This window comes from Pseudomonas paraveronii, from assembly GCF_963681955.1.
Lineage (GTDB): Bacteria > Pseudomonadota > Gammaproteobacteria > Pseudomonadales > Pseudomonadaceae > Aquipseudomonas > Aquipseudomonas paraveronii.
This window is the reverse complement of record NZ_OY817130.1, coordinates 4,086,379-4,109,669: the sequence shown is the minus strand read 5'-3', so window position 1 is coordinate 4,109,669 and position 23,291 is coordinate 4,086,379. Positions and strand designations below refer to the sequence as shown.

23 protein-coding genes are annotated in these 23,291 nt (G+C 63.5%); 22 read left to right on the top strand and 1 reads right to left on the bottom strand.

The window, feature by feature from the left end:
• Nucleotides 1-5: 5 nt before the first annotated feature.
• Both cydX and U5A08_RS18795 read left to right on the top strand, forming a co-directional pair.
• On the top strand, nt 6-128 hold the full coding sequence (cydX, locus tag U5A08_RS18800; RefSeq protein WP_198865031.1) for a cytochrome bd-I oxidase subunit CydX: 123 nt from the start codon (nt 6-8) through the stop codon (nt 126-128).
• Complete coding sequence (locus tag U5A08_RS18795) at nt 125-412, top strand: cyd operon YbgE family protein (protein ID WP_321847966.1); 288 nt, start codon at nt 125-127, stop codon at nt 410-412. The genes cydX and U5A08_RS18795 overlap by 4 nt, the downstream gene beginning before the upstream one ends.
• Before the next feature lie 212 nt (nt 413-624).
• Here U5A08_RS18795 and bamA read toward each other — a convergent pair whose 3' ends face one another.
• Nucleotides 625-2,991 carry an outer membrane protein assembly factor BamA gene (gene bamA / locus U5A08_RS18790; RefSeq protein ID WP_321847965.1) on the bottom strand — a complete coding sequence of 789 codons (2,367 nt, stop codon included), beginning with the start codon at nt 2,989-2,991 and terminating at the stop codon, nt 625-627.
• A gap of 197 nt (nt 2,992-3,188) precedes the next feature.
• Between bamA and U5A08_RS18785 the strand changes: the two genes are divergently transcribed.
• The 20 genes from U5A08_RS18785 to gspD all read left to right on the top strand — a co-directional run bounded on the left by U5A08_RS18785 (nt 3,189) and on the right by gspD (nt 23,221).
• A complete protein-coding gene (locus U5A08_RS18785) occupies nt 3,189-3,872 on the top strand; it encodes a response regulator transcription factor (protein WP_247407170.1) in 684 nt (227 codons plus the stop codon).
• Entirely contained in the window at nt 3,869-5,152 is a 1,284-nt protein-coding gene (locus U5A08_RS18780; RefSeq protein WP_321847963.1) for a HAMP domain-containing sensor histidine kinase, read from the top strand. Before U5A08_RS18785 ends, U5A08_RS18780 begins: the two co-directional genes overlap by 4 nt.
• Before the next feature lie 57 nt (nt 5,153-5,209).
• On the top strand, nt 5,210-5,662 hold the full coding sequence (locus tag U5A08_RS18775) for a hypothetical protein (protein WP_321847960.1): 453 nt from the start codon (nt 5,210-5,212) through the stop codon (nt 5,660-5,662).
• A 250-nt stretch (nt 5,663-5,912) separates the two neighbouring features.
• The gene (locus U5A08_RS18770) at nt 5,913-6,581 is read left to right on the top strand and encodes a GntR family transcriptional regulator (RefSeq protein WP_321847959.1); all 669 of its coding nucleotides are present in this window, start codon (nt 5,913-5,915) and stop codon (nt 6,579-6,581) included.
• A gap of 64 nt (nt 6,582-6,645) precedes the next feature.
• Nucleotides 6,646-7,452 (top strand): ABC transporter substrate-binding protein, encoded by an 807-nt coding sequence (locus U5A08_RS18765; protein ID WP_321847958.1) that lies wholly within the window; start codon nt 6,646-6,648, stop codon nt 7,450-7,452.
• A gap of 12 nt (nt 7,453-7,464) precedes the next feature.
• Nucleotides 7,465-8,241, top strand: a complete 777-nt coding sequence (locus U5A08_RS18760) for an amino acid ABC transporter permease (RefSeq protein WP_321847957.1) — start codon at nt 7,465-7,467, stop codon at nt 8,239-8,241.
• A 2-nt stretch (nt 8,242-8,243) separates the two neighbouring features.
• Nucleotides 8,244-9,023, top strand: a complete 780-nt coding sequence (locus U5A08_RS18755; protein WP_321847956.1) for an amino acid ABC transporter ATP-binding protein — start codon at nt 8,244-8,246, stop codon at nt 9,021-9,023.
• Nucleotides 9,024-9,075: 52 nt separating this feature from the next.
• Nucleotides 9,076-10,686, top strand: coding sequence for a gamma-glutamyltransferase family protein (locus tag U5A08_RS18750; protein WP_321847955.1), 1,611 nt, complete (start codon nt 9,076-9,078; stop codon nt 10,684-10,686).
• A 126-nt stretch (nt 10,687-10,812) separates the two neighbouring features.
• A complete protein-coding gene (locus U5A08_RS18745) occupies nt 10,813-13,218 on the top strand; it encodes a TonB-dependent siderophore receptor (protein WP_321847954.1) in 2,406 nt (801 codons plus the stop codon).
• A 382-nt stretch (nt 13,219-13,600) separates the two neighbouring features.
• Nucleotides 13,601-15,310, top strand: coding sequence for a type II secretion system ATPase GspE (gene gspE, locus U5A08_RS18740; RefSeq protein ID WP_253397159.1), 1,710 nt, complete (start codon nt 13,601-13,603; stop codon nt 15,308-15,310).
• Nucleotides 15,307-16,509 (top strand): type II secretion system inner membrane protein GspF, encoded by a 1,203-nt coding sequence (gene gspF / locus U5A08_RS18735; protein ID WP_321847952.1) that lies wholly within the window; start codon nt 15,307-15,309, stop codon nt 16,507-16,509. The genes gspE and gspF overlap by 4 nt, the downstream gene beginning before the upstream one ends.
• A gap of 20 nt (nt 16,510-16,529) precedes the next feature.
• Nucleotides 16,530-16,940, top strand: coding sequence for a type II secretion system major pseudopilin GspG (gspG, locus tag U5A08_RS18730; protein WP_253397156.1), 411 nt, complete (start codon nt 16,530-16,532; stop codon nt 16,938-16,940).
• Nucleotides 16,941-16,947: 7 nt separating this feature from the next.
• Nucleotides 16,948-17,373, top strand: a complete 426-nt coding sequence (locus tag U5A08_RS18725) for a GspH/FimT family pseudopilin (RefSeq protein WP_321847949.1) — start codon at nt 16,948-16,950, stop codon at nt 17,371-17,373.
• Complete coding sequence (locus U5A08_RS18720; protein ID WP_253397154.1) at nt 17,370-17,702, top strand: type II secretion system protein; 333 nt, start codon at nt 17,370-17,372, stop codon at nt 17,700-17,702. The genes U5A08_RS18725 and U5A08_RS18720 overlap by 4 nt, the downstream gene beginning before the upstream one ends.
• A complete protein-coding gene (locus tag U5A08_RS18715) occupies nt 17,699-18,307 on the top strand; it encodes a prepilin-type N-terminal cleavage/methylation domain-containing protein (protein ID WP_321847946.1) in 609 nt (202 codons plus the stop codon). The genes U5A08_RS18720 and U5A08_RS18715 overlap by 4 nt, the downstream gene beginning before the upstream one ends.
• Entirely contained in the window at nt 18,304-19,005 is a 702-nt protein-coding gene (locus tag U5A08_RS18710) for a type II secretion system minor pseudopilin GspK (RefSeq protein ID WP_321847944.1), read from the top strand. The genes U5A08_RS18715 and U5A08_RS18710 overlap by 4 nt, the downstream gene beginning before the upstream one ends.
• On the top strand, nt 19,002-20,000 hold the full coding sequence (locus tag U5A08_RS18705) for a type II secretion system protein GspL (RefSeq protein WP_321847943.1): 999 nt from the start codon (nt 19,002-19,004) through the stop codon (nt 19,998-20,000). The genes U5A08_RS18710 and U5A08_RS18705 overlap by 4 nt, the downstream gene beginning before the upstream one ends.
• Nucleotides 19,975-20,574: a type II secretion system protein GspM gene (gene gspM / locus U5A08_RS18700; RefSeq protein WP_253397148.1), complete on the top strand. Its 600-nt coding sequence runs from the start codon at nt 19,975-19,977 to the stop codon at nt 20,572-20,574. Before U5A08_RS18705 ends, gspM begins: the two co-directional genes overlap by 26 nt.
• A complete protein-coding gene (locus tag U5A08_RS18695) occupies nt 20,571-21,089 on the top strand; it encodes a type II secretion system protein, XpsN-like (RefSeq protein ID WP_321847942.1) in 519 nt (172 codons plus the stop codon). Before gspM ends, U5A08_RS18695 begins: the two co-directional genes overlap by 4 nt.
• 5 nt (nt 21,090-21,094) lie before the next feature.
• Nucleotides 21,095-23,221, top strand: a complete 2,127-nt coding sequence (gene gspD, locus U5A08_RS18690) for a type II secretion system secretin GspD (RefSeq protein WP_321852253.1) — start codon at nt 21,095-21,097, stop codon at nt 23,219-23,221.
• Nucleotides 23,222-23,291: the final 70 nt, after the last annotated feature.

Here is a 23,291-nt window from a genome sequence, read left to right as displayed (position 1 = left end):
AGACTATGTGGTATTTCGCCTGGATGCTGGGAGTCGGTTTTGCGCTGCTGCTGGCGATATTGAATGCGATGTGGGGCGAGACCGAAGCCGGTCGCGCCCTGAGCGACCGTGAGGAGCCGCGGCCATGATGCCGCGTGTCGCCGACGCCCCGGCACCCTCACGCCTTCACCCGCTGAGCCTGTTTATTGCGATTGCGATCATGCTCGTGTGTACGCTCTATCCGCCGCTGATGGCGTCCCCGGACGGGAAAGCCGATCACGGGCTGGCAACGGCCTTGTTCGTGGCGATGAGTGTGGCGTTTGTGCGCGGTGTCGGGTTCGTGCCGCGCGCGCGGGTGTGGCGCTGGCTGTTCTCGGGCTGGACCTGCTTTGGCGCGCTGGCACTGGCTGGCTGGTTGAAGTTCCTGCACTGAGAGCGGACGATCCCGGCGCCACGCTGGCGGCTCTGCGGGGCGGCGGGATCGTCAATCCATACTCGGCTTACGCACGAATGACCCTCGCCGGAATTCTTGAACCGTCAGATTCGGTGTGAGTTTTCCGAGGGGAAGTGGCTGCAGATGAATGTCCTGTCTTGGGTTTTTCTCGGTTTAGGCGCGGAGCTAAGCGCCTTAGCGCGCTGAAACAATCAGAACGTCTGCCCCATGGAAAACTGGAATATTTGCTTTTCCGCGTTATCGGGTGTGCGAATCGGATAAGCCAGGTTGAAACTCAGCGGCCCCAGCGGGCTGTACCACGTCACACCCACCCCTACCGAACTGGCCATCTGGCTCAGGTCCACACCGTCGCAACCTAGGGTGGTGCTCAGGTAGCACTTGTCCGAATACACCGTGCCCATATCCCAGAACACCGAGGTGCGCACGGATTTGTTGTCCTTGATGAACGGCACGGGGAACAAGTACTCCGCGCCACCGGTAATCAGGATATTGCCGCCCAGCGCGTCCGTGTCCCGGTCCGAATAGTACGCCTGACCCTCACTGGCATAAGCCCCGGTCGCCGGCGTGCTGCGTGGACCGAGGGTACCGCTTTTAAACCCGCGCACCGAGCCTTCGCCGCCCGCCGTATAGCTTTCATAGAAGGGCAACCCGTCCGTGGAACCATAGCCGTTGCCGTAACCGAGCTTGGTGTGCAAGCGCAGGGCCGTGGCATTGCTGATCGGCAGGAAGGTTTGCCCCGTGTAGTCGATTTTGTAGAAGCTCAGGTCACTGCCGGGTACCGTCACCATCAGGTTGAGGTTTTGCGAATGCCCGCGCGTCGCCAGTACGCCTTTGTTCAGGGTCGATTCCGACCAGCCTGCGCTGGCCTTGAAGTTGGTGAACTGCTTGCCTTCGCGCTCGATGAAGTCGTAGATCTCGTCGGCGCTGTAGGTGCCCGGCTCGATGTTGTCGTGTTGTGCCGTCAGGCCGAAAGTCAGACGGGAGGTCTCATTGATCGGGTAACCGAGGCTGGCGCCGAGGCCAAAACTGTTGATGGCGTAATAAGACACCCCGTCATCGTAGTACTTGTTGTAGTCGGTCTTACTGTAGAACGCGTTGTAACCCAGGCTGACCCCATCGGTGGTGAAGTAGGGGTCGGTGAAACCGATGTTGTACTTGCTCTGGTAGGACGAACGGGTCAGCCCCAGGCTGGCGTAATTACCTGTGCCGAGAAAGTTGTTCTGGGTAATCGACCCGCCGAGGATCAGGCCCGAGCTCTGGGCGAAGCCGACGCTGGCCGTGATCGAGCCGGAGGCTTGTTCCTCCACGGCGTAGTTCACATCCAACTGGTCATCCAGCCCGGCCACGGCTGGCGTCTCGACGTTCACCTCCTTGAAGAACCCCAGGCGCTCCAGGCGCACCTTGGATTGGTCGATCAGGTAGGTCGACGCCCAGCCGCCTTCCATCTGGCGCATTTCGCGACGCAGCACCTTGTCGTCGGTCTTGGTATTGCCCCGGAAGTTGATGCGATTGACGTAAGCCCGCTTGCCGGGGTCGACGCTGAAGATGATGTCCACCGTGTGGTCTTCTTCATGTACCTGAGGCGTACCGTTGACGTTGGCGAACGTATAGCCTTCGTTGCCCAGTCGGCGGGTGATCAGTTCCGAGGTGGTCGTCATCAACTTGTGTGAAAACACCTGGCCCTTTTGCACCAGTAATAATGACTGGACCTGGTCTTGCGGGACTTTCAGCTCACCACTCAACTTGACCTCGCGCACCGTGTATTTCTGGCCTTCCTGGATGTTCACGGTGATGTAGACGTGCTTCTTGTCCGGGGTCATGGAGACCTGGGTCGAGGTGATATCCATGTTGATGTAGCCACGGTCCAGGTAATAGGAGCGCAGCCGTTCGAGGTCGCCGGAGAGTTTCTCCCGCGCGTATTTATCGTCGTTCTTGAAAAATGACAGCCAGTTACTGGTCTTGAGCGTAAATTGGTCGCCCAACGTGTCGTCGGGGAACACCGTATTGCCCACCACGTTGATGTGCTGGATCGACGCCACTTGGCCTTCATCGATCTTGATTTTCAGGCCGACCCGATTGCGCGGCTGAGCCACGACCTCGGTGTCGACCGACGCCGAGTAACGGCCCTGGGCGACGTACTGGCGCTGCAACTCGTTGCGCACGCCTTCCAGGGTGGCCCGCTGGAATATCTCGCCTTCGGCAAGGCCCGATTGCTTCATGCCTTTCATCAAGTCTTCGGTGGAGATCGCCTTGTTGCCCTCGAACTCGATACTGGCAACCGAAGGGCGCTCGACTACATTGATAATCAGCACGTCGCCTTCGCGACTCAACTGGATGTCCTGGAAGAACCCGGTCTTGAACAACGCGCGAGTGGAATCCACCAAACGCCGGTCATCCGCTTCGTCGCCGACGTTCAGCGGCAATGCGCCGAATACGCTGCCCGCCGAGACCCGTTGCAGGCCATTGATTCGAATATCGGAGATTTTGAAGCCTTGGGCGAGTGCCAGTGAGGTGTTGAGCAGCAGCGCAACCGAGCAGAGCAGGCGCGAAAAATTCATCAAGATCTTTTCCAGAATACATCGACAAGCAGCGCCGGCTCGCTTGGATAAATCGCCACGCGGCCAGACTGGTGAACCCCCAGCATAAGAGCGCATCGCGTTTGGTGCGGTTAACTGAATGTCAAGTTAGGTAAAGGTTGGCCCGAATCCCTGCTGCAAGGCTGATAATGCGCCCCCACTCCACTGACGAGCCCGCAATGATCTCCGTACTGCTAGTCGACGACGATCAGGAATTGACTGAAATGCTGAGCCAGTACCTGGCGTGTGAAGGCTTCGAGGTCACGGCCGTGCATACCGGTGAGGAGGGTGAGGTCGAGGCGCTGTCGGGGCGCCATAGCATTGTGGTGCTGGACGTCATGCTGCCCCAGCGCTCGGGTATCGAGGTACTCCGGCGTATCCGTGCCGTCAGCCAAGTACCGGTGGTATTGCTCACCGCCCGTGGCGACAACATCGATCGCATCACCGGCCTGGAACTCGGCGCCGACGATTATGTGCCCAAGCCCAGTTCCCCGGGTGAATTGGTGGCACGCCTGCGCGCCATCATGCGCAGGGTGCAGGCGGTGGGCCAGCCGACCACCGAGGTGATCAAGACCGGCTCGCTGGTGTTGTGGCCAGGCAAGCGCCAGGCTCTGTGGAACGGTGCCGAGCTGGGTGTGACCAGCACCGAGTTCAGCCTGCTCGAAGAACTGGCCCGCAGCGCCGGCCAAGTGGTGAGCAAAAGGGACCTGTCGCTCAACGCCCTGGGCTGTCCGCTGACCCGCTATGACCGGCGCATCGACGTTCACATCAGCAGCATCCGGCAAAAGCTCGGGCCGCGCCCGGATGCCAAGGCCTGGATCCAGAGCGTGCGCGGTCTCGGCTACCTGTTGATTGCCGAATGATCAAGCCCAGCCTGCTGTTCTGGAAACTGTTCCTGGCTTTCTGGCTGGCGACCACCTTGACGTTTCTGGTCGGGGTCGGCGTGCTTGAGTTGGGCCGCTTCCGCCCAGGCGACCCGCATGTTGAAGCCATCCTCGCGAGTGAACAGAAGCTGCTACAACAATTTGGTGTCGAAGCGGCCGGCCAGCTTCTGGCGGTATGGGAGCATCCGTCGGACCAAGCCATCGGTGTCTATGACAGCGCCGGCCAGTTGCTGGTTGGTGCCCCCGTTACGCGGCCGGCCTATGAACACGCGGTCATCAGCAAGGAAGGCCTGGCGCTTTCGCTGCGCTCGACCCACTTCCCCGGTATTGACGGCGGCAGGCCGTGGCACCAAATCCCGCTGATCATCGGCACGCTGATGAGTGCGCTGTTCAGCGGTTACATGGCGTACTACCTGGCCTGGCCATTGGCGTACTTACGTCGGGCGATGAGCGATGTGGCCCAGGGGCGCTTCGAAACCCGGGTCAAGCCCTCGATGGGCAAGCGCCGTGATGAAATCGTCGACCTGGCCGAAGACTGCGACCGCATGGCCAACCAGCTCAAGGTGCTGGTGCAAGCCCAGCAGCATCTGTTGCACGACATCTCCCATGAACTGCGCTCACCGCTGACACGCATGCAAGCGGCTATCGGCCTGTTGCGCCAGGATGCCGCGCGCCTGGAAATGCTCGAACGAATCGAGCATGAATCCGAACGCATGGACACCCTGATCGAAGCGCTGCTGACCCTGGCACGCCTGCAAGGCCGGCCCGAAAGCATCGAGCGTGAGCCCGTGGACATCACTGAGTTGCTGGCGATGATCGTCGAAGACGCGCAGTTCGAGGCCGGGATCAAAGGCTGTCGCGTGCACCTGCAGGCCTGCCCGCCGTTTATCGCGTGTGTCAGCGGCGAGTTGCTGTACCGCTGCTTCGAGAATGTGATCCGCAACGCCGTGCGCTACACCCGACCGGACACCACGGTGCGGGTTTCGGCGCATATCAGCCGCGACGCGAACCGCCTCACGGTGCGCATCACCGACCACGGGCCGGGCGTCGCCAATGACCGATTGCACAGCATCTTCCAGCCGTTCGAGCGGGGCGCGGGGGATGCCCGCGTCGGTTTCGGCCTGGGCTTGGCCATCGCCGCACGGGCGGTGCAGATGCACGGCGGCACCATCGCGGCCCGCAACGAAGCGGGCGGCGGGCTGACCGTGGAAATCAACCTGCACAGCGCACGATCTTTACACGACATTACATTGGCTTGACCGCCCTGTACGTCGCCGCTCATTAGACTGGTTGCCATTGATTGAGCGGAGGTGGCGATGTTTCAGGTGCATAAAAAGGGCTTTGTGCCCGGCAGGAAAATGGTCGACGGCCTGGTGCCTTACGACTTCTTTTGCGAAGACAGCCCGGCGATCAATCTCTTCGTGTTCACCGGCGCCGCCACGCCGGACGCCACGGTCGAGGAACAGACGCTGTGGGGCTTCACCCGACTGGAGCGGTTCGAGGCGATGACCAGCGCGCTGGTGGGCAACAAGCAGCACGCGGGTTGGTTTCAAAGCGTCAACGTGCTGACCGGGCCCAACCAGAACGGTACGCAAAGCGTGAAATTCCAGCGCGTGCTGAAAATCATCAAGCACGCCAGCGCCACGCGCAAAGCCGACTACGAGATCCTCACCGACGAAGGCGACACCTACTTCACCCGGCCAACCGTTGCGCCGGGCAGTGCGCAAACGGTCATCTATTCGGCTGAGTCATCCGCTCGGAGCGTGTGATTATTTCGGGCACCTGGCGGGCGCAAGGCTCGCCTGTGCAACCCCCATTGTGTGTTACCGCTGCCCATCCTTGGTGCGGTTTGAGCCATTGGGTAGCAAATTCCCCTGTCCTTCCCCCCGTCGTCTGCCGACACATTTTTGCCGATGTCATCTAAATCAATCACTTGGCACAACGCTTAAGGCGTTGGCACGCATCCTGCTTTTATGTATCCGTGGATAATTGGATACAAAAATTCAAAAGGTGCCGCCGATGCAATTTGCCCGCGCTTACGTTGATCGTCAGCCGCTGACCGCCGAGGAAGAGGCTTATAACTTCCTGCTGGAAGCCATTTGTCGTGGCCGCTACTGCAAGGGCGACCGGCTAATCGCCGAAGACATCGCCAGCGAGATCGGCATGAGCCGCATGCCGGTGCGCGAGGCATTTCGTCGCCTGGATGCCCAGGGCCTGGTGACCCTGCGCCCCAATCGCGGGGCCATCGTCAGTGGCCTGGATATCGATGAGCTGCATGAAGTGTTCGAGATGCGCAGCGCCCTTGAAGGTCTGGCGGTGCGTGTGGCGGTCGGCCGCATCGGTGAGCGCCAGCTTGCGGCGCTGGAGCGCTTGCTGGATGAGATGGATGACTACCGCGACGAGAGCGCCGCGTGGGTCGGCCGGCACCGCGCGTTTCATGAATACCTGTGCAGCCTCAGCGGCCGGCCGCGCTTGATGAAGCAGATTTCGGCGCTGTACTCGCTGGTCGAGGCGCCCATGCGCTTGTGGTTGCAGCACGGCGAAAAACCCCTCAGCGCACGCCAGGAACACGCGGTGATCCTCGACGCCATTCGTGCCGGTGATGCCGCGCGCGCCGAAGCCGTGGTGCGTGAACACATCGAGGGTACGGTGCCGGCGCTGATCCAATTCCTGCAAAACCAACAATAAAAAAGCTGTCGTGTTTTGACGTTGATTCCTGCCCCCGTTATTCAACGAACTGGAGTGTCTGGTCATGCATAAATGCCGCGCCTTGCTGGTGGCTGTCTCCCTCGGCCTCTGTACCCAATGGGCTTTTGCTGCGCCCCAGGTGCCGGAGCGCCTGCAGAAAGTCGATAAGCTCACGTATTGCTCGGGGATGGACTCGCCGCCCCTGGTGTCCTTCGACGAAGCCCAGAAACCGCGCGGGCTCACCGTCGACCTGGGCCTGGAAATCGCCAAGCGCCTGGGCGACAAACCGGTGCAATGGCGGGTGATCCCATTCTCCGGTTTAGTGCCGGCGTTGCTTGCCCAGCAATGCGACATGATCGTCGACCAGTTGTTCGACAAGCCCGAGCGGCGCCAAGTGATCGACATCGTCAACTACATGTACTCCAGCCAGTCGGTGGTCGTGCCCAAGGGCAACCCCAAGGGCATCAAGACCCTGGATGAGCTGTCCGGGCACAAAGTCGCGGTGCTCAACGGCTCCACCATCAAAACCCTGCTGGACGCGCAAAACGACAGCCTGACCAAGGCCGGCAAGCCCTTGATGAAACTGGTGGTCTACAACACCGACACCGACGCGTTCCAGGCCCTGCGCATCAGCCAGGTCGACGCCTACGGCACCACCGTGGAAACCGCCGGTTACTACGCGGCAATGGCCCCGGAACTGTTTCAGGAAGGTGTCCCAGCGTTCAGTCGCATCCTCACCGGCCTGGGCATACGCAAAGACGACCCGCAACTGACCGCCGCCGTGCAGCAGATCATCAGCGACATGCGCAGTGACGGCAGCTACGTGCGGTTGCTGGACAAATGGCATGTCAGCAGCGACACACTCGACTGAGGCAAACCGGCGATGAATTTCAATTGGGATGTGTTCTGGCAGTACCTGCTGCAGCCCAGTGGGGTGTACCTCACCGGGTTGTGGCTGACCTGCCTGATCAGCGTGCTGGCGATGCTGCTCGGCTGTGTGCTGGGGCTGGCGGCGGCGCTGCTGCGCTTGTCGAAGAACCCGCTGTTGCACCTGCCGGTGCGTTTTTATGTGTGGCTGATGCGCGGCACACCGTTGCTGGTGCAGATCGTATTTTTGTACACCGCGCTGGCGGCGGGCGGGATTTTCCGCTTCGAGGATATCGAGCTGTTCGGCCTGATCGTGCCCGGTAATATCCAGGCGGCAATCATTGCCCTGGGCCTCAATGAAGGCGCGTACATGGCCGAGATCATTCGCGCCGGCATCGGTGCGGTGGACAAGGGCCAATACGAAGCCGGGCGCTCCCTGGGCATGGGCTTTGCCAAATTGATGCGGCGCATCGTGTTGCCCCAGGCGTTCCGGGTGATCGTGCTGGCCCTGGGCAACGAGTTCAACGTGATGCTCAAGAACACCACCCTGGTCAGTGTGATTGGCGTACAGGAGCTGCTGCTCAGTACCCAGATGATCACCTCGGCAACCTTCCGCGTCTTTGAGCTGTACCTGGTAGTGGCCCTGTACTTCCTGACGCTGACCACCCTGTGGGGCTTTTTCCAGCGCTGGCTGGAGAAGCGCTTCAGCCAATCCGACCGGCCTGACACGCCGCCACCGGCCGCCAGCCGCATGTTCGGGCGCAGCACCCTGAGACTGCTGAGGGGACGTTAACCATGGCGCACCAAAGTGAAGAACTGATCATCGAAGCGCTGGACATCCACAAGTCGTTCGGCCACCTGCAGATTCTCAAGGGCATTTCCCTGCAAGTGCGACGCGGCGAAGTGGTAGTGCTGATCGGTGCCTCCGGTTCCGGCAAGACCACGTTCATCCGCTGCATCAACCTGTTGGAAGACATCCAGGGTGGGCGCATCCGCGTCAACGGCCGCGCCATGGGCTATCGCGAACGCTCCGACGGCAGCCTGGTGCGCGATTCGGAGCGCAACATCGCCCGGCAGCGCCGTGACATCGGCATGGTGTTCCAGCGCTTCAACCTGTTCCCCCATATGACCGCGCTGGAAAACATCATCGAAGCGCCGATCCACGTGCTCGGCACCCCGCGTGCCGAGGCGTTGGAGCAGGCGCGTGGTTTGCTCGCGCGGGTCGGCCTGGCGGACAAGGCCAGCCATTACCCGTCGATGCTCTCTGGCGGCCAGCAACAACGGGTGGCGATTGCCCGCGCGCTGGCGATGAAACCCCAGGCCATGCTGTTCGACGAACCCACCAGCGCCCTCGACCCGGAAACCGTCGGCGAAGTGCTGCAGGTGATGAAGGAACTGGCCGAGGAGGGCATGACCATGGTGGTAGTCACCCATGAAATGGGCTTTGCCCGTGAAGTGGCCGACCGCGTGGTGGTGCTCGACCAGGGCGAGCTCATCGAGCAAGGCCCACCGGAACAGATATTCAGCCACCCCAGCCACCCCCGTACCCGGGCCTTTCTCAGCCGCGTGTTATGACCCGGGAATGGAACCGGATCAAATCCGGCCAATAAATCGAAGAGCCTTTGCCATGTTGAAATTTTCTGCTCACGAGTACCCCTATCCGTCGCAACGCCAGAGTGTGTTTGCCCGGCGCGGCATGGTCGCGGCATCCCAGCCCCTGGCCGCCCAGGCGGGCATCGAAATCATGCAAAAGGGCGGCAACGCGATCGACGCGGCCATTGCCACGGCGGCGGCCTTGACGGTGGTGGAGCCCACCGGCTGTGGCCTGGGCGGCGATGCGTTTGCCTTGGTCTGGTGCAAGGGCCAGTTGCATGGCCTGAACGGTAACGGTCACGCGCCGGCCGCCTTGAGTATCGAGGCGGTCAAGGCAGCGGGGCATGACCGGATGCCGCTGTATGGCTGGACCCCGGTCACAGTGCCCGGCTGCCCCTCGGCCTGGGCGGAGCTGTCGCAACGCTTCGGCAAGCTGCCGTTTGCCGAACTGCTGCAACCGGCGATCAGCCTGGCGCGGGATGGTTTCCCGGTGTCGCCGGTGGTCGCCCATCAATGGCAGATTGCGCTGAACGAATTCACGCCCCATCGCGACGCCATACTGGACGCCTGGTTCGACACGTTCCTGATCGACGGGCGCGCCCCCCAGGCGGGGCAGGTTTTCCGCAACCTGGCCCAGGCCCGAACGCTGGAAGAGCTCGCCGCGACCCGCTGCGAAAGCCTGTATCGCGGGGCCCTGGCCGCACGCCTGGATACGTATTCCAAGGCCAGCGGCGGCTACCTGCGCGCCTGTGACCTCAAGGATTACCGCGCACAGTGGGTGGAGCCGATCCACATCAACTATCGCGGCGTCGATGTCTGGGAAATCCCGCCCAGCGGCCAGGGCCTGGTGGCACTGATGGCGCTGAAGATCCTCGAAGGTTTCAGCTTCGATCACCGCGACAGCCAGCAAACCTGGCATCGCCAATTGGAAGCGATGAAGCTCGCCTACAGCGATGGCTTGCATTACATCACCGATCCCCAGCACATGCGCATGGCAGTGGCCGACCTGCTGAGTGACGACTACAGCACCCGCCGCCGCAACCAGATCGGCGAGCAGGCACAGCCGCCCAAGCCCGGCGACCCTCACGCCAGCGGCACGGTGTACCTGGCCACGGCGGACGCCGAAGGCAATATGGTCTCGTTCATCCAGAGCAATTACCACGGCTTCGGTTCCGGCGTGGTGCTGCCCGACAGCGGCATCGCGCTGCAGAATCGCGGGCAGGAATTCAGCCTCGACCCGACCCACGCCAACTGCCTCGCACCGGGCAAGAAAACCTTCCACACCATCATCCCCGGCTTTCTTACACAAAATGGTGAGGCCCTCGGGCCGTTCGGCGTGATGGGCGGGTATATGCAGCCCCAGGGCCATGTGCAGATGGTGATGAACCTGGTGGACTTCGGCCTCAACCCTCAGGCCGCACTGGATGCGCCGCGCTGGCAATGGCTGGGCGACATGAAGGTCGGGATTGAACAGGGCGCTTCGCGCGATCTGGCCAATGGGTTGGCGCGGCGTGGCCACAAGGTGCAAATCGACAGCGACCTCACCGACTATGGGCGCGGGCAGATCATCCTGCGCGACCCGGTCAGCGGGGTGCTGTGCGCAGGGACCGAGCCGCGGGCGGACTCGCATATCGCAGTGTGGTAAAACGGGCGGCCTGCGCATCGGGAGGCTGTGGGTAGCCGTTGCGGAAAATAGTTTGACGAAGCCTGTCCCTTTTTTTCACCTCGCCTGTCATTCCAGGTAAGTGAACAAAATCGAGAGCTTCTTCCCATGTCCGCAGTCCCCTCCTTGCGCTTGCGCCCGTTGCTCAACCTGAGCCTGCTGCTGAGCCTCAGCGCCAGCCCGTTGTTCGTGCCCGTCAGCTATGCCGAAGACACCGTCAGCCGGCGCAGCTACCAGGTGCCAGCCGGTAGCCTGAGTGCGGCGCTGACGCGTTTCGCCGGGCTGTCGGGGGTCAACCTGTCGGTGGACCCGGCGCTGGTCAGTGGCCGCGGCAGCGCTGGCTTGTCCGGCGAGTACGCCGTGGAAGAAGGCTTTGCGCGCCTGCTGCAAGGCTCTGGCCTGCAACTGCAACCGATGGGGGAGCAGGCTTACATGCTGGTGCCGGTGCCCGATGGCAGCAGCCTGCAACTGGCGCCGACCTCCATCCTCGGCACCAGCAGTCTGGACGACGGCGATACCTACGCCGGTGGGCAAGTGGCGCGGCGTGGTTCGCAAGGCCTGCTGGGTTCGCGGGATTTCATGGACACGCCGTTCAGCATGACCACCTACACCCAGGAGGCGGTGAAGAACCAACAGGCGCGCACCCTCGGCGACCTGATCGCCAGCGACCCGTCGGTGCGCGCCACCAACCCGGCCGGTGGACGCTATGAGCAGTTCACCATTCGCGGGTTCAGCCTGTTCAACAGTGATGTGGCCTACAACGGCCTGTACGGCGTGTTGCCGACGTACACCATCGACATGGAAATGGCCGACCGCGTCGACGTCGTCAAAGGCCCCAGCCAATTGATCAACGGCATCTCGCCGCGCGGCAGTGTGGGCGGCGGGATCAACGTGGTGCCCAAGCGCGCCACCGACAAGGACATCACCGCGTTCACCGGCACCTGGGCTTCCGGCAGCCAGGCCGGCGGCGCGGTGGATGTGGGCCGGCGCTTTGGCGAGGACAACAAGTTCGGCCTGCGCTTCAACGGCGTGAAGCAGTCCGGCGATACCGAATGGGACCATCAGAGCGTCGATCGTGAGATGGCCGTACTGGGCCTGGATTTTCGCGGCGAGCGCCTGCGCCTTTCCACCGATATCGGCCACACCGAGCGCGACACCGATGCGCCCCAGGAACGTGTGCAGGTGGCCGCCGCTGCCCCGGTGCCCAGCGCCAACGATGTGCGCCGCAATTACGCGCAGTCGTGGAGCAAGGCCAGCACCAACGACACGTTTGGCACGGTCAATGCCGAGTTCGACCTCAGCGATAACGTGATGCTGTACGGCGGCGTAGGCGCGCGCAAAAGTAACCACGACTTCCTGCGCCACGCCGTTTCCGTCAGCAACAGCGCAGGGGATTTCAGCGTGCAGCCCCGTGACTTCACCCGCGATGAAAATGTGCGCACTGCCACGGCGGGCGTGCGCAACGGGTTCCAGACCGGGCCGGTGAGTCACGAGGTCAACCTGGCTGCCAGCTACTTCTACATGGACTTCACCAACGGCGGCGCACGGTATGCGTCGCCGTCGAGCAATCTCTACGATCCGGTGCAAACGCCGACGCCGTCCACCGCCACCCGCCAGGATGCGAAGGTGTACACCGAGAATAAATTCAGCGGCGTGGCGTTGTCCGACACCCTGGGCTTCTTCGACGACCGCCTGTTGCTGACTCTCGGCGCACGCTGGCAACGCGTGAAGGTGGATGACTGGACCAACGACGTCAAAGGCCGCACCGGCTACGACGAAGAAAAAATCTCGCCGTCCGGCGGCATCCTGTTCAAGGCTACCGACACGCTGTCGCTGTATGCCAACTACATGGAAGGCCTGAGCCAGGGCAAGGTCGCGCCGTCGACCTCGAAGAACGAAAATCAAATCTTCCCGCCGTTCATCAGCCGCCAGGTGGAAGTGGGCGCCAAATACGACGCCGGTGCTTTCGCGGTGACTGCGGCGGTGTTCCGCATCAAGCAACCGGCCTATGAAACCAACGCCACCTCGAAAGTGTTCGGCCCCAACGGCAAGCGCCAGAACGAAGGGGTGGAACTGAGCGTATTCGGCGAGCCGCTCAAGGGCGTGCGTTTGCTTGGCGGGATGATGTACATCGACAGCGAACTGACCCACACCACCAACGGCACCTACGACGGCAACCGCGCCCCGGCCACGCCCAAGTACAACGTCAACCTCGGCGCGGAATGGGACGTGCCGAGCCTCGAAGGCCTGACCTTGACCAGTCGCGGCATCCACTCCAGTTCGCAGTACCTGGACCAGTCGAACGTCAAGGAAATCGACGCCTGGAACCGCATCGACGTGGGCGCGCGGTATGCGTTCAAGGTCGATGACAAACACATCACCCTGCGCGCGAATGTGGAGAACGTCGCCGATAAACGCTATTGGAGTTCGGCGGGCGCGTCGGACGACAGTGAGCCGGGGTTGACCTTGTCGACGCCGCGTACTTACCTGTTGTCGGCGACCGTCGACTTCTGATCGGCAGATCGCCTTTGTTTGCTCTCACGCGGTTCGCAGGTGCCTGCGGCGGTGAAAATCACAAAGGCTATTTGAAAGTTTGAGCGTGATGCCCGCCGAGGGAAAACTTCGGCGCCTGGCGCTAATTAGCGAAGTGGCTAATTGCAATTAGCTAAATTCGGTCTTTTTGGCGCTGAGGCTTTAAATCAAGGTTTGTAAGGCTATTTCAAGATGACCGAAGCCTATTCTTTTCAGTTTGTTTCCCCGCTTCAGGAACTAGCGTTGGAACTTTCAGTCGATTAACCCAGTTAACTCCGACTGCGGCGTGGCGAACTAATGGCATTTTCTTTGTATATCCAGTAGTTCCAAATAGCCATACTTTCTCGCAACTAGACACCCCACTATGTCGTCCATGCCCATCGATGCCTGCCATACGCAGATACCGCACACCGACACCGTGTGCGCGTGGCTGATGCAGCACGCCGGGCTGAAAACCGTTGATCTGGAGCGCGCCCGGCGCTTGTCCACCGACGCCAGCGACCTGTTGGGGTTGCTCACGCGCCTGGGGCTGGTGTCCGAAATCGAACTGGCCCGCGCCTGGGCGGCGTTGCTCGGTGCGCCGCTGTTGCTGGCCGATGCCGCGCCGCCGCTGCTCGACCCGTTGCCCACGCTCACCGAGCGCTTTATGCGCCATTACCAAGTGGTGCCGATGGGGTGGACCCAAGGCGGGCTGCGCGTCCTCGCGGCCAACCCGGCGCAGCACTATCCCTTTCAGGCCCTGGCCTACGCCTGCGATGTGCCGATATGGCTGGCCATCGGCCCGCGCAACGAAGTCGATACGTTGATCGAGCGCTATTACGGCCAGGGCCGTTCCGCCATGGGCACCCTGATCGAGAACCTCGATGAGCAGGGCGGCGCACTGGAAGATATCGAACACCTCAAGGACATGGCCTCCGAAGCACCGGTGATTCGCCTGGTCAACCTGATCCTGCAGCGGGCGGTGGAGCAGCGTGCATCGGACATCCATATCGAACCCTTCGAAAACCAGCTCAAGGTGCGCTACCGCGTCGACGGCGTACTGCACGACGCCGAAGCGCCGCCGGCCAGTTCGTCGGCGGCGGTGATCTCGCGGGTGAAGATCATGGCGCGCCTGGACATCGCCGAACGGCGCCTGCCCCAAGACGGGCGGATCATGTTGCGCATCCAGGGCAAGGAGCTGGACTTGCGGGTGTCCACGGTGCCCACCAGTTTTGGCGAGTCGGTGGTGATGCGCCTGCTCGACCGGCAAACCGTGCAGTTCGACTTCCCCAGCCTGGGCTTCGACGGCCAGCGCCTGGCCGCCTTCCTCGACGTGCTCGAACGGCCCCACGGCATCCTGCTGGTCACCGGGCCCACCGGCTCCGGCAAGACCACCACGCTCTACACCGCGCTGGCGCGGCTCAACAGCGCCGAGCGCAAGATCATCACCGTCGAAGATCCGGTGGAATATCAGCTCGAAGGCATCAACCAGATCCAGGTCAAACCGGCCATCGGCCTGGACTTCGCCGGGGCGCTGCGCTCCATCGTGCGCCAGGACCCGGACGTGATCATGATCGGCGAAATCCGCGACCTGGAAACCTGCCGCATCGCCATCCAATCGTCGCTCACCGGCCATCTCGTGCTCTCCACCCTGCACACCAACAGCGCCGCCGCGAGCATCACGCGCCTGCTGGACATGGGCGTGGAGAGTTACCTGATCGCCTCGACCGTCACCGGCATCCTCGCGCAGCGCCTGGTGCGGCGCCTGGACCCGGCGACCCGCGTCGCCTTCGAAGCGCCGCCGGAGCTGATCGAGGAGCATGGCTTGGAGCGTTTTACCGATGAGCGCCCGATCCTGCTCTACCGGCCCGGCGCCGAAGGCGGTTACCACGGCCGCAGCGCCATCACCGAATTGCTGGTGATGAATGACGAACTGCGTGGCCTGTTGATGCGCCACGCCGACGCCGCGACGCTGGAGCAGGCCGCCCGTCGCGCGGGCCTGCGCACCTTGCATGAAGAAGGCCTGCGCCAGGCCGTGGCGGGCGTCACCTCGCTGGAAGAAGTGCTGCGCGTTACCCGTGGGGACGGCGCGTGAGTCTGTTCACCTTCCGCGCCCTGGACAGCCAGGGTGTGACCCAGCGCGGCACGCTGCAAGCCAGGGATCAAGCCGCCGCCGTCGCAATCTTGCACAAGCGCGGTTGGCTGCTGTTGCAAATCGACACGGCCGGTAGCCAGGGCCTGCGCCATGCCTTTGTGCGCGGGTCGTTGAAGGGCGCCGCGTTGGTGAGTTTCACCCAGCAGTTGGCGACGCTGTTGGGCGCCGGTCAGCCGTTGGAGCGCTCCCTGGGCCTGCTGCTCAAGCAACCCGGCCAGCCCCAGGTGCGTGCGCTGATCGAACGCATCCGCGACCAGGTCAAGGCCGGCAAACCGTTATCGGCCGCGCTGGAGGACGAGGGCGCGAGTTTCTCGCCGTTGTACCTGAGCATGGTGCGCGCCGGTGAAGCCGGTGGCGCGCTGGAAAGCACCCTGCGCCAACTCAGCGATTACCTCGAACGTAGCGAGCGGCTGCGCGGCGAGGTCATCAATGCGCTGATCTACCCGGCATTCCTGGTGGTCGGCGTGCTCGGTTCCCTGGCGTTGCTGCTGGCGTATGTGGTGCCGCAGTTCGTGCCGATCTTCCAGGACCTCGGCGTGCCGATTCCGCTGATCACCGAAGTGATTCTGGCCCTTGGCCAATTCCTCGGCGCCTACGGCCTGCTGCTGTTGGCCGGATCGAGCGTCGCGCTGGGGACCCTGGCGACACGCCTGCGCGATCCCCAGCGCCGCGAACGCTACGACCGCCGCCTGCTCGGCCTGCGCGTGCTCGGCCCGTTGTTGCAGCGGGTTGAAGCGGCGCGCCTGACCCGCACCCTGGGCACTTTGCTCAGCAATGGCGTGGCCTTGCTGCAAGCGTTGGTCATCGCGCGGCAGGTCTGCACCAACCGCGCATTGCAGGCCCAAGTGGCTGATGCGGCCGAGTCGGTGAAAGGCGGCGGCACCCTGGCCAGCGCGTTCGGCACGCAACCGCTGTTGCCCGACCTGGCCCTGCAAATGATTGACGTCGGCGAACAGGCCGGCGAACTCGACAGCATGCTGCTCAAGGTCGCCGACATCTTCGACGTCGAAGCCAAACGCGGTATCGACCGCCTGCTCGCGGCCCTGGTGCCGTCCCTGACCGTGGTCATGGCGGTGCTGGTGGCGGTGATCATGCTCGCGATCATGCTGCCGCTGATGAGCCTGACCAGCCATATATGAACCTTCAAGGAACCCGATCGATGAGAACTCAACGCCGTCAAAGCGGTTTCACCCTGCTGGAAATGCTCGCGGTGATCGTGCTGCTGGGCATTGTCGCGACCATCGTGGTGCGCCAGGTCGGCGGCAATGTGGACAAGGGCAAGTACGGCGCGGGCAAGGCGCAACTGGCCAGCCTGAGCATGAAGATCGACAGCTACGCCCTCGATGTCGGTTCACCGCCCAACAGCCTGCAGCAACTGGTGGACAAGCCCGGGAATGCGGCAAGCTGGGCCGGGCCGTATGCCAAGCCGTCGGAGCTGAAAGACCCGTTCGGCCATGCATTCGGCTATCGCTTCCCGGGCGAACACGGGGCCTTCGACCTGATCTTCTACGGCCAGGATGGCCAACCGGGCGGCGACGGCTACAGCGCCGACCTGGGCAACTGGGAATAACCCGCCCATGCCCCAACGCGGCTTTACCTTATTCGAGATGCTGGTGGTCATCCTGTTGATCAGCCTCGCTGTCGGGTTGTTGGGGCTCGGTGCGCGCCAGGCTGTGCAGGCGGCGAACGAGCGGCGCGTGGTCGGGCAGATGGTCGACGCCCTGCGCACCACGCGGGCCGGGGCGATTGTCAGCGGGCGTGCGGCCAGGACCGAATTCGATCTGCAGCGCCTGACCTTCCAGGCGCCGGGCCGCGCCCCTCACGCCTGGCCGCCGAGCCTGCAGGTCAGCTTGCACACTGCCGAACAGCTCGCTAGCGCCGTAGAGTTCTACCCCGATGGCAGTTCCACCGGCGGCAATCTGCTGCTGGCCAACGGCAGCCGGCGTTGGCGCATCGACATCGGCTGGCTGACCGGCAGCGTGCAGTCCAAGGCGCTGCGATGAAGCGTCAGGCCGGTTTTACCTTACTGGAAATGCTCGCCGCCCTGACGTTGATGGCGGTGTGCAGCACGGTGTTGCTGGTCGCCTTCGGCCAGAGCGCGCGCTCGTTGGCGCAAGTGGCCCGCAGCGATCGCCTGAGCCATGCCGCCCTCAGTGTGCTGGACCAGGAAACGACGGGGCACCTGGTCGACGGGGTCCGCCAGGGCGAGCTGGACGGCATCCATTGGCAACTGACGTGCGTGCGCCAGCAACCCCATCTGTATCGCCTCGACCTGATTGTCAGCGAGGGCTCGCACCAGGCCCGTTTCAGCACATTGAAGGTGCGCCAGTGAGGCGCCGCGAGCGGGGCTTCACCCTGCTGGAAATCCTCGTGGTGCTCAGCTTGCTCGCGGTGCTGCTGGTGCTGTTGAGCGGCGCGTTGCTCGGCGCCAATCGCGCGGTGTCCAAGGCCCAGCGCTATACCGTCAGCCTGGACGAAATGCGCGCCGCCCAGCAGTTCTTGCGCACCGCCATCAGTGAAGCATTGCCGCTGGATGTCACGGAAGACGACAGCCAGGCCGATGGGTTTTTCATGGGTACGTCCGAGCGACTGCAGTTTGTCGCGACGTTGCCCGGTGTGCTCGGCGGCGGGATTCAGCGTTTTACCCTACAACGGGGCGCAGAGGGTTTGCAGGTGGCGTTCTCGCGGTTGGAGGCGCAGACCACTGCCTCCCGCGATGAGCCGCAGGTGCTGCTGACGAACCTTGCGGCGCTGCAGTTCAGTTATCGCGGTGTATCGCCCCTGGGCCAACCCACCGGATGGATCGACCAGTGGCCGTGGCCCCGGCGCTTGCCGTCTGCGGTGCGGATTGCCGCGCGTGTCGACGGGCCGGTGCCCTGGGTCACCCAGGTGATTGCGTTGCGCTTGAACCTGTCCAGCGGAGCCACGGGCGAATGATGCGTCAACGCGGTGCGGCGCTGCTGCTGGTGCTCTGGGTGCTGGCCTTGCTCAGCGTGTTGCTGGGTGGCTTGGCCGGTTGGGTGCAGCTGGAAAGTCGTCAGGCACTGTGGCATCGCCAGCACACCCAGACGGTGCTGGCGGCTGAAGCCGGCGTCGCCCTGGCGATGGCCGATCCACGCTGGATCGCCGATGGCCGTGAAATGCCGCTGACTTTCGACGACGCGCAGTTGCACGTCAGCCTGCGCAGCGAGCGCGGCAAGCTGTACCTGATCAACGCCGAGGCGGATGACCTCACACGCCTGGCCCTGGCCTGCGGCGCCACCCCGGCGCAGGCCACGCAACTGGCCAAGGCGTTGAAGGCACGGCGCAACCAGGGCCTGGCGCCGTTTCGCGTGCTCGAAGAAGTGCGCCAATTGCCGGGCATGACCCAGGCGCTGTACAGCCAATTGTTGCCCGAGATCACTTTATGGAGCGACCTCGATCGACCCGCCCCGGCGTTCGCCAGCGCCCTGATGCGCCAGGCCCTGAACCTGCCGCAGCAGAACGCGCAGGGCGCCGATCCCGGCGAGGTGCTGGTGGTCGACAGCCGCGCACAGCGCCCCGGCGGTTATGAAGCGCGTTTGCAAGTCACGGTTTTATTGAGCCCAACGGAGGACGGCGCACAGCCCTACCGGGTGTTGCGTTGGCAAGAATGAATCGACTGGAACCCATCGCCCGGTATTGGCGTGGCAGCCTGGCGCAACAAGGTTGGCGCCTGTGGCTCGCGGAGCTGCGTGCGTGCGTGCCAGCGTGGCTGGCGCTGCACGAGCCGCCCGAGCTGCGCTATCACTGGCCGTTGCGCGAGCCGGTTGAGCTGGCGCCGGGCAACGTGCGCCAGGTGCTGGTGCTCGCGGCCGACGCCGTGCTGGTGCAAACCGTGCAGTTGCCCGCAGCCGCTGCCCGCAACCTCAGCGCTGTGGTCGGTTATGAACTGGATCGCTACACGCCGTTCGAGGCCGACCAGTTGTACTTCGTCGCACGCCAGGAGCGGCGCACGCCGACCCACCTGCAGGTGACGCTGGTGGCGATCCTGCGCGAACGCCTCGATCAGATCCTCAGCGACTGTGCCGCCCTCGGTCTGCATCCTCATCGCGTGGATGTGGGCAACCTGGGCATCGACCTGCTGCCCGCGCCTTTGCGCCCGCGTCCGCGCCCGGCAGGCAAGGGCTTGCAACGCAGCTTGCCGTGGCTGTGCGGCGCGTTGCTGATCGCGGCGATGCTGCTGTGGCTCAACGACCGCCAGCGCGTGCTCGACGCCATGCACGAAAGCGTCCAGCAGCAAAAAGCCCAGGTCGCCGAGGTGCATGCGCTGCGTCAGCAACTGCTCACCACCCGCGGCGCGGCGCAGTACCTGACCCGGCGCAAATTGGCCCAGCCACCGCTGGTGGCGCTGCTCGACGACCTCACCGCGTGCCTGCCCGCCGACACCTGGCTTGACCAGTTGGACATCAAGGGCAGCGAGATTGCTTTCTCCGGCCAAAGCGCCAAGGCCAGCGCCCTGATCACCCGGATCAAAGGCTGCCACCGCCTGGACAATGCGCAGTTTGAAGGGGTGATTCAACCCGATGTGCGCAGCGGCAAGGATCAGTTTGCCTTGCGTGCCCATCTTCGCCCGGAGGCCGCCGATGCGCCGACCCCTCACACCCCGTGAACGCCGTGGCACGGCCTTGCTGATCCTGGCCGTGGTGCTCGGCGCGGCGTACTGGCTGTTGATCGACAGCTGGTTTGCCGGGCCTTTGCGTGCCATGGGCGAACAGGCCGAGCAGTTGCGCGAACAGCAGCAACGCTATGCCGGCGTGTTGCGCCAGGGCGATGCACTGCGCGAGCAACTGGACCAGGCCCGCCAGGACCCGGCCAGCCAAACCAGCCTGCTGCCGGGGGATGACCCGGATGCGGTCGCCGCCGACCTGATGCAACGCCTCGCCGATTTGATCAACCGCCACGCCACCCTCGGTGGCGGCTGCAGCCTGAGCCAACGCAAACCGATCACCCCGGAGCAGGACGACGGCGAACCGTATCGACAGGTGCAGGTCAGCCTGACCCTCAATTGCGCCATCGAACCCTTGACCGCGATCCTGCATGAGCTGGAATACCCGCCGCCGTTTCTGTTCGTCGATGAGCTGCGCATCCGCCGTGGCAAACAGGCGCCGGCCAGTGGCGGGGCAGGGCAGTTGGTGGTGCAGTTGCTGGTGCGCGGTTACCTGCAACCGCAGGTGGCCCGATGATCGGTGTCTTGCGCCCCTTGGAATGGGGCTTGCTCGGGTTGGTCGGGGTATTGGGCCTGTTGATGGCGGTCATCCTGAGCAGCATCGGCGACGAACCGCAGTGGCTGCCCGAACCGGGCGTGCGCGAGCATTCCTCTGCGCGGGTGCAAGTCGCGCCCAGCGTGGCGTTGGACCGCCTCGCCGGCACGTGGCAAACCCCGCTGTTCAGCCCGGATCGCAGCCCCGATCGCGCGGTCGGCAACACCCAGGCCAGCAGCCTGGCCAACCTGACCCTCAGCGGCATCCTGATCACCGGCAACCTGCAAATGGTGATGCTCAAGCAAGCCGACGGCCGCCCGCTGACGGTGCGCCTGGGCCAGGTGCTGCCCAACGGCTGGCGCCTGGAACACCTCACGCCGCAATCCGCCCGTTTTACCCTGGACGGCCGCACGCAAACCTTGAGCCTGTACGCCAAGCGTTTGCCGCCGCCGTCGACCCGGCCACCGATTTTCCTGCCTCGCGAGCCCCTCCCTTGATCGATATGCGCACCTCGTTGTTTTGCCTGGCTACCGCCGTCTCCCTGGGAGGCTGTGGCTCGCTGCCCGAGCGTCTCGACGCAGACGACGCTTTACTCCACGAAGCCATGCAAGGCACCGGCGCGCAACGCCCGCCGAGTGAGGCGCCAGCGGTGGACAGCCCGCCGCCCGCAGCGAAGGCCCCGGCCCAACGCCAGTTGATACGTGGCAACCAGCAATTCGTGCGCCCACCCAGCGCCAGCCCGCGTGAGGAAGAGCAGGGCGGCGGCGATATTGTATTCAACTTCGCCGACCAGCCTATCGAAGCGGTGATCAACAGCGTGATGGGCGACCTGCTGCACGAGAACTACAGCATCGCCCAAGGGGTGAAAGGCAACGTCAGCTTTTCCACGTCTAAACCGGTGGACAAACAGCAGGCGCTGTCGATTCTCGAAACGCTGCTGTCCTGGACCGACAACGCGATGATCAAGCAGGGCAAGCGCTACGTGATCCTGCCGGCCAACCAGGCGGTGGCGGGCAAGCTGGTCCCGCAAATGAACGTGGCTCAACCGTCCAGCGGCCTGTCGGCGCGGCTGTTTCTGTTGCGTTATATCTCCGCCACCGAGATGCAGAAACTGCTCAAGCCGTTCGCCCGGGAAAACGCCTTTCTGCTGGTGGACCCGGCGCGCAACGTGTTGAGTTTGGCCGGCACTCCGGAGGAATTGGCCAACTACCAGGCCACCATCGACACCTTCGATGTGGACTGGCTCAAGGGCATGTCGGTGGGCGTCTTCGGCTTGCAACGCGCGTCGGTGGCCGAGCTGATGCCCGAGCTGCAAGCCATGTTCGGCCCGGACAGCGGCATGCCCCTGGCCGGCATGCTGCGCTTTCTGCCGATCGAGCGGACCAATTCGGTGGTGGCGATTTCTTCCCAGCCGCAGTACCTCAGCGAGGTGGGCGACTGGATTCGCACCATCGACGAAGGTGGCGGTAATGAGCCACAGATGTACGTGTACGACGTGCGCAACATGAAGGCCTCGGACCTGGCCAAATACCTGCGGCAGATCTACGGCAACGGCGCGATCAAGGACGATACGCCGGCCAAGGTCGCACCGGGGTTGCGCACCACTACGTTGTCATCGCTCAACAACAATACCGGTGGCCAGCCGAACACTGCGCCGCCGGCTGAAGAACCCGAGCAAAGCGCGGAAGCGCCCGAGCCCGCAGCGGATAAAAGCCTCGAAGCCGGCACCCGCATCACCGCGCAAAAAAGCAGTAACCAACTGCTGGTGCGCACCCGCCCCGCGCAATGGAAAGAGATCGAAGCCGCGATCAAACGCCTCGACAACCCGCCGCTGCAAGTGCAGATCGAGACGCGCATCCTCGAAGTCAAACTCACCGGTGAACTGGACCTTGGCGTGCAGTGGTACCTCGGCCGCCTGGCGGGCAATTCCTCCAGCACCACCGTCGCCAACGAGTCCGGCAGCCAGGGCGCGCTGGGCGGTGGCGGGGCAGGGCTGGGGGCGTCGGATTCGTTGTTCTATTCCTTCGTCAGCTCCAACTTGCAAGTGGCCTTGCACGCGCTGGAGACCAACGGCCGCACGCAGGTGCTGTCGGCACCGTCGCTGGTGGTGATGAACAACCAGCCGGCGCAGATCCAGGTCGGGGACAACATCCCCATCAGCCAGACCACGGTGAATACCGGCGACGCCGACACCACCCTGAGCAGCGTCGAATACGTGCAGACCGGGGTGATTCTGGATGTGGTGCCGCGCATCAACCCGGGCGGCCTGGTGTACATGGACATCCAGCAGCAGGTCAGCGATGCCGAGAGCCAGAGCGGCAGCAGTGACACGGCGGTAAATCCGCGTATCTCAACGCGCTCGGTCTCGACTCAAGTGGCGGTGCAAAGCGGGCAGACGGTGTTGCTCGGCGGGTTGATCAAGCAAGACAACTCCGAGAGCGTCAGTGCCGTGCCATACCTGGGCAAAATCCCCGGCCTGCGCTGGCTGTTCGGCAACACCAGCAAATCCAAGGACCGCACTGAGCTGATAGTGCTGATTACGCCGAGGGTGATCACCAGCAGCAGCCAGGCGCGGCAGGTGACGGATGATTATCGTCAGCAGATGCAGTTGCTGAAGCCGGCAAACTAAAGGACTGCGGTAAAAAACGTGTGCGGGCTTGCTCGCGATAGGGTGGCGTTCGGGTCTCGGTGATCGGATG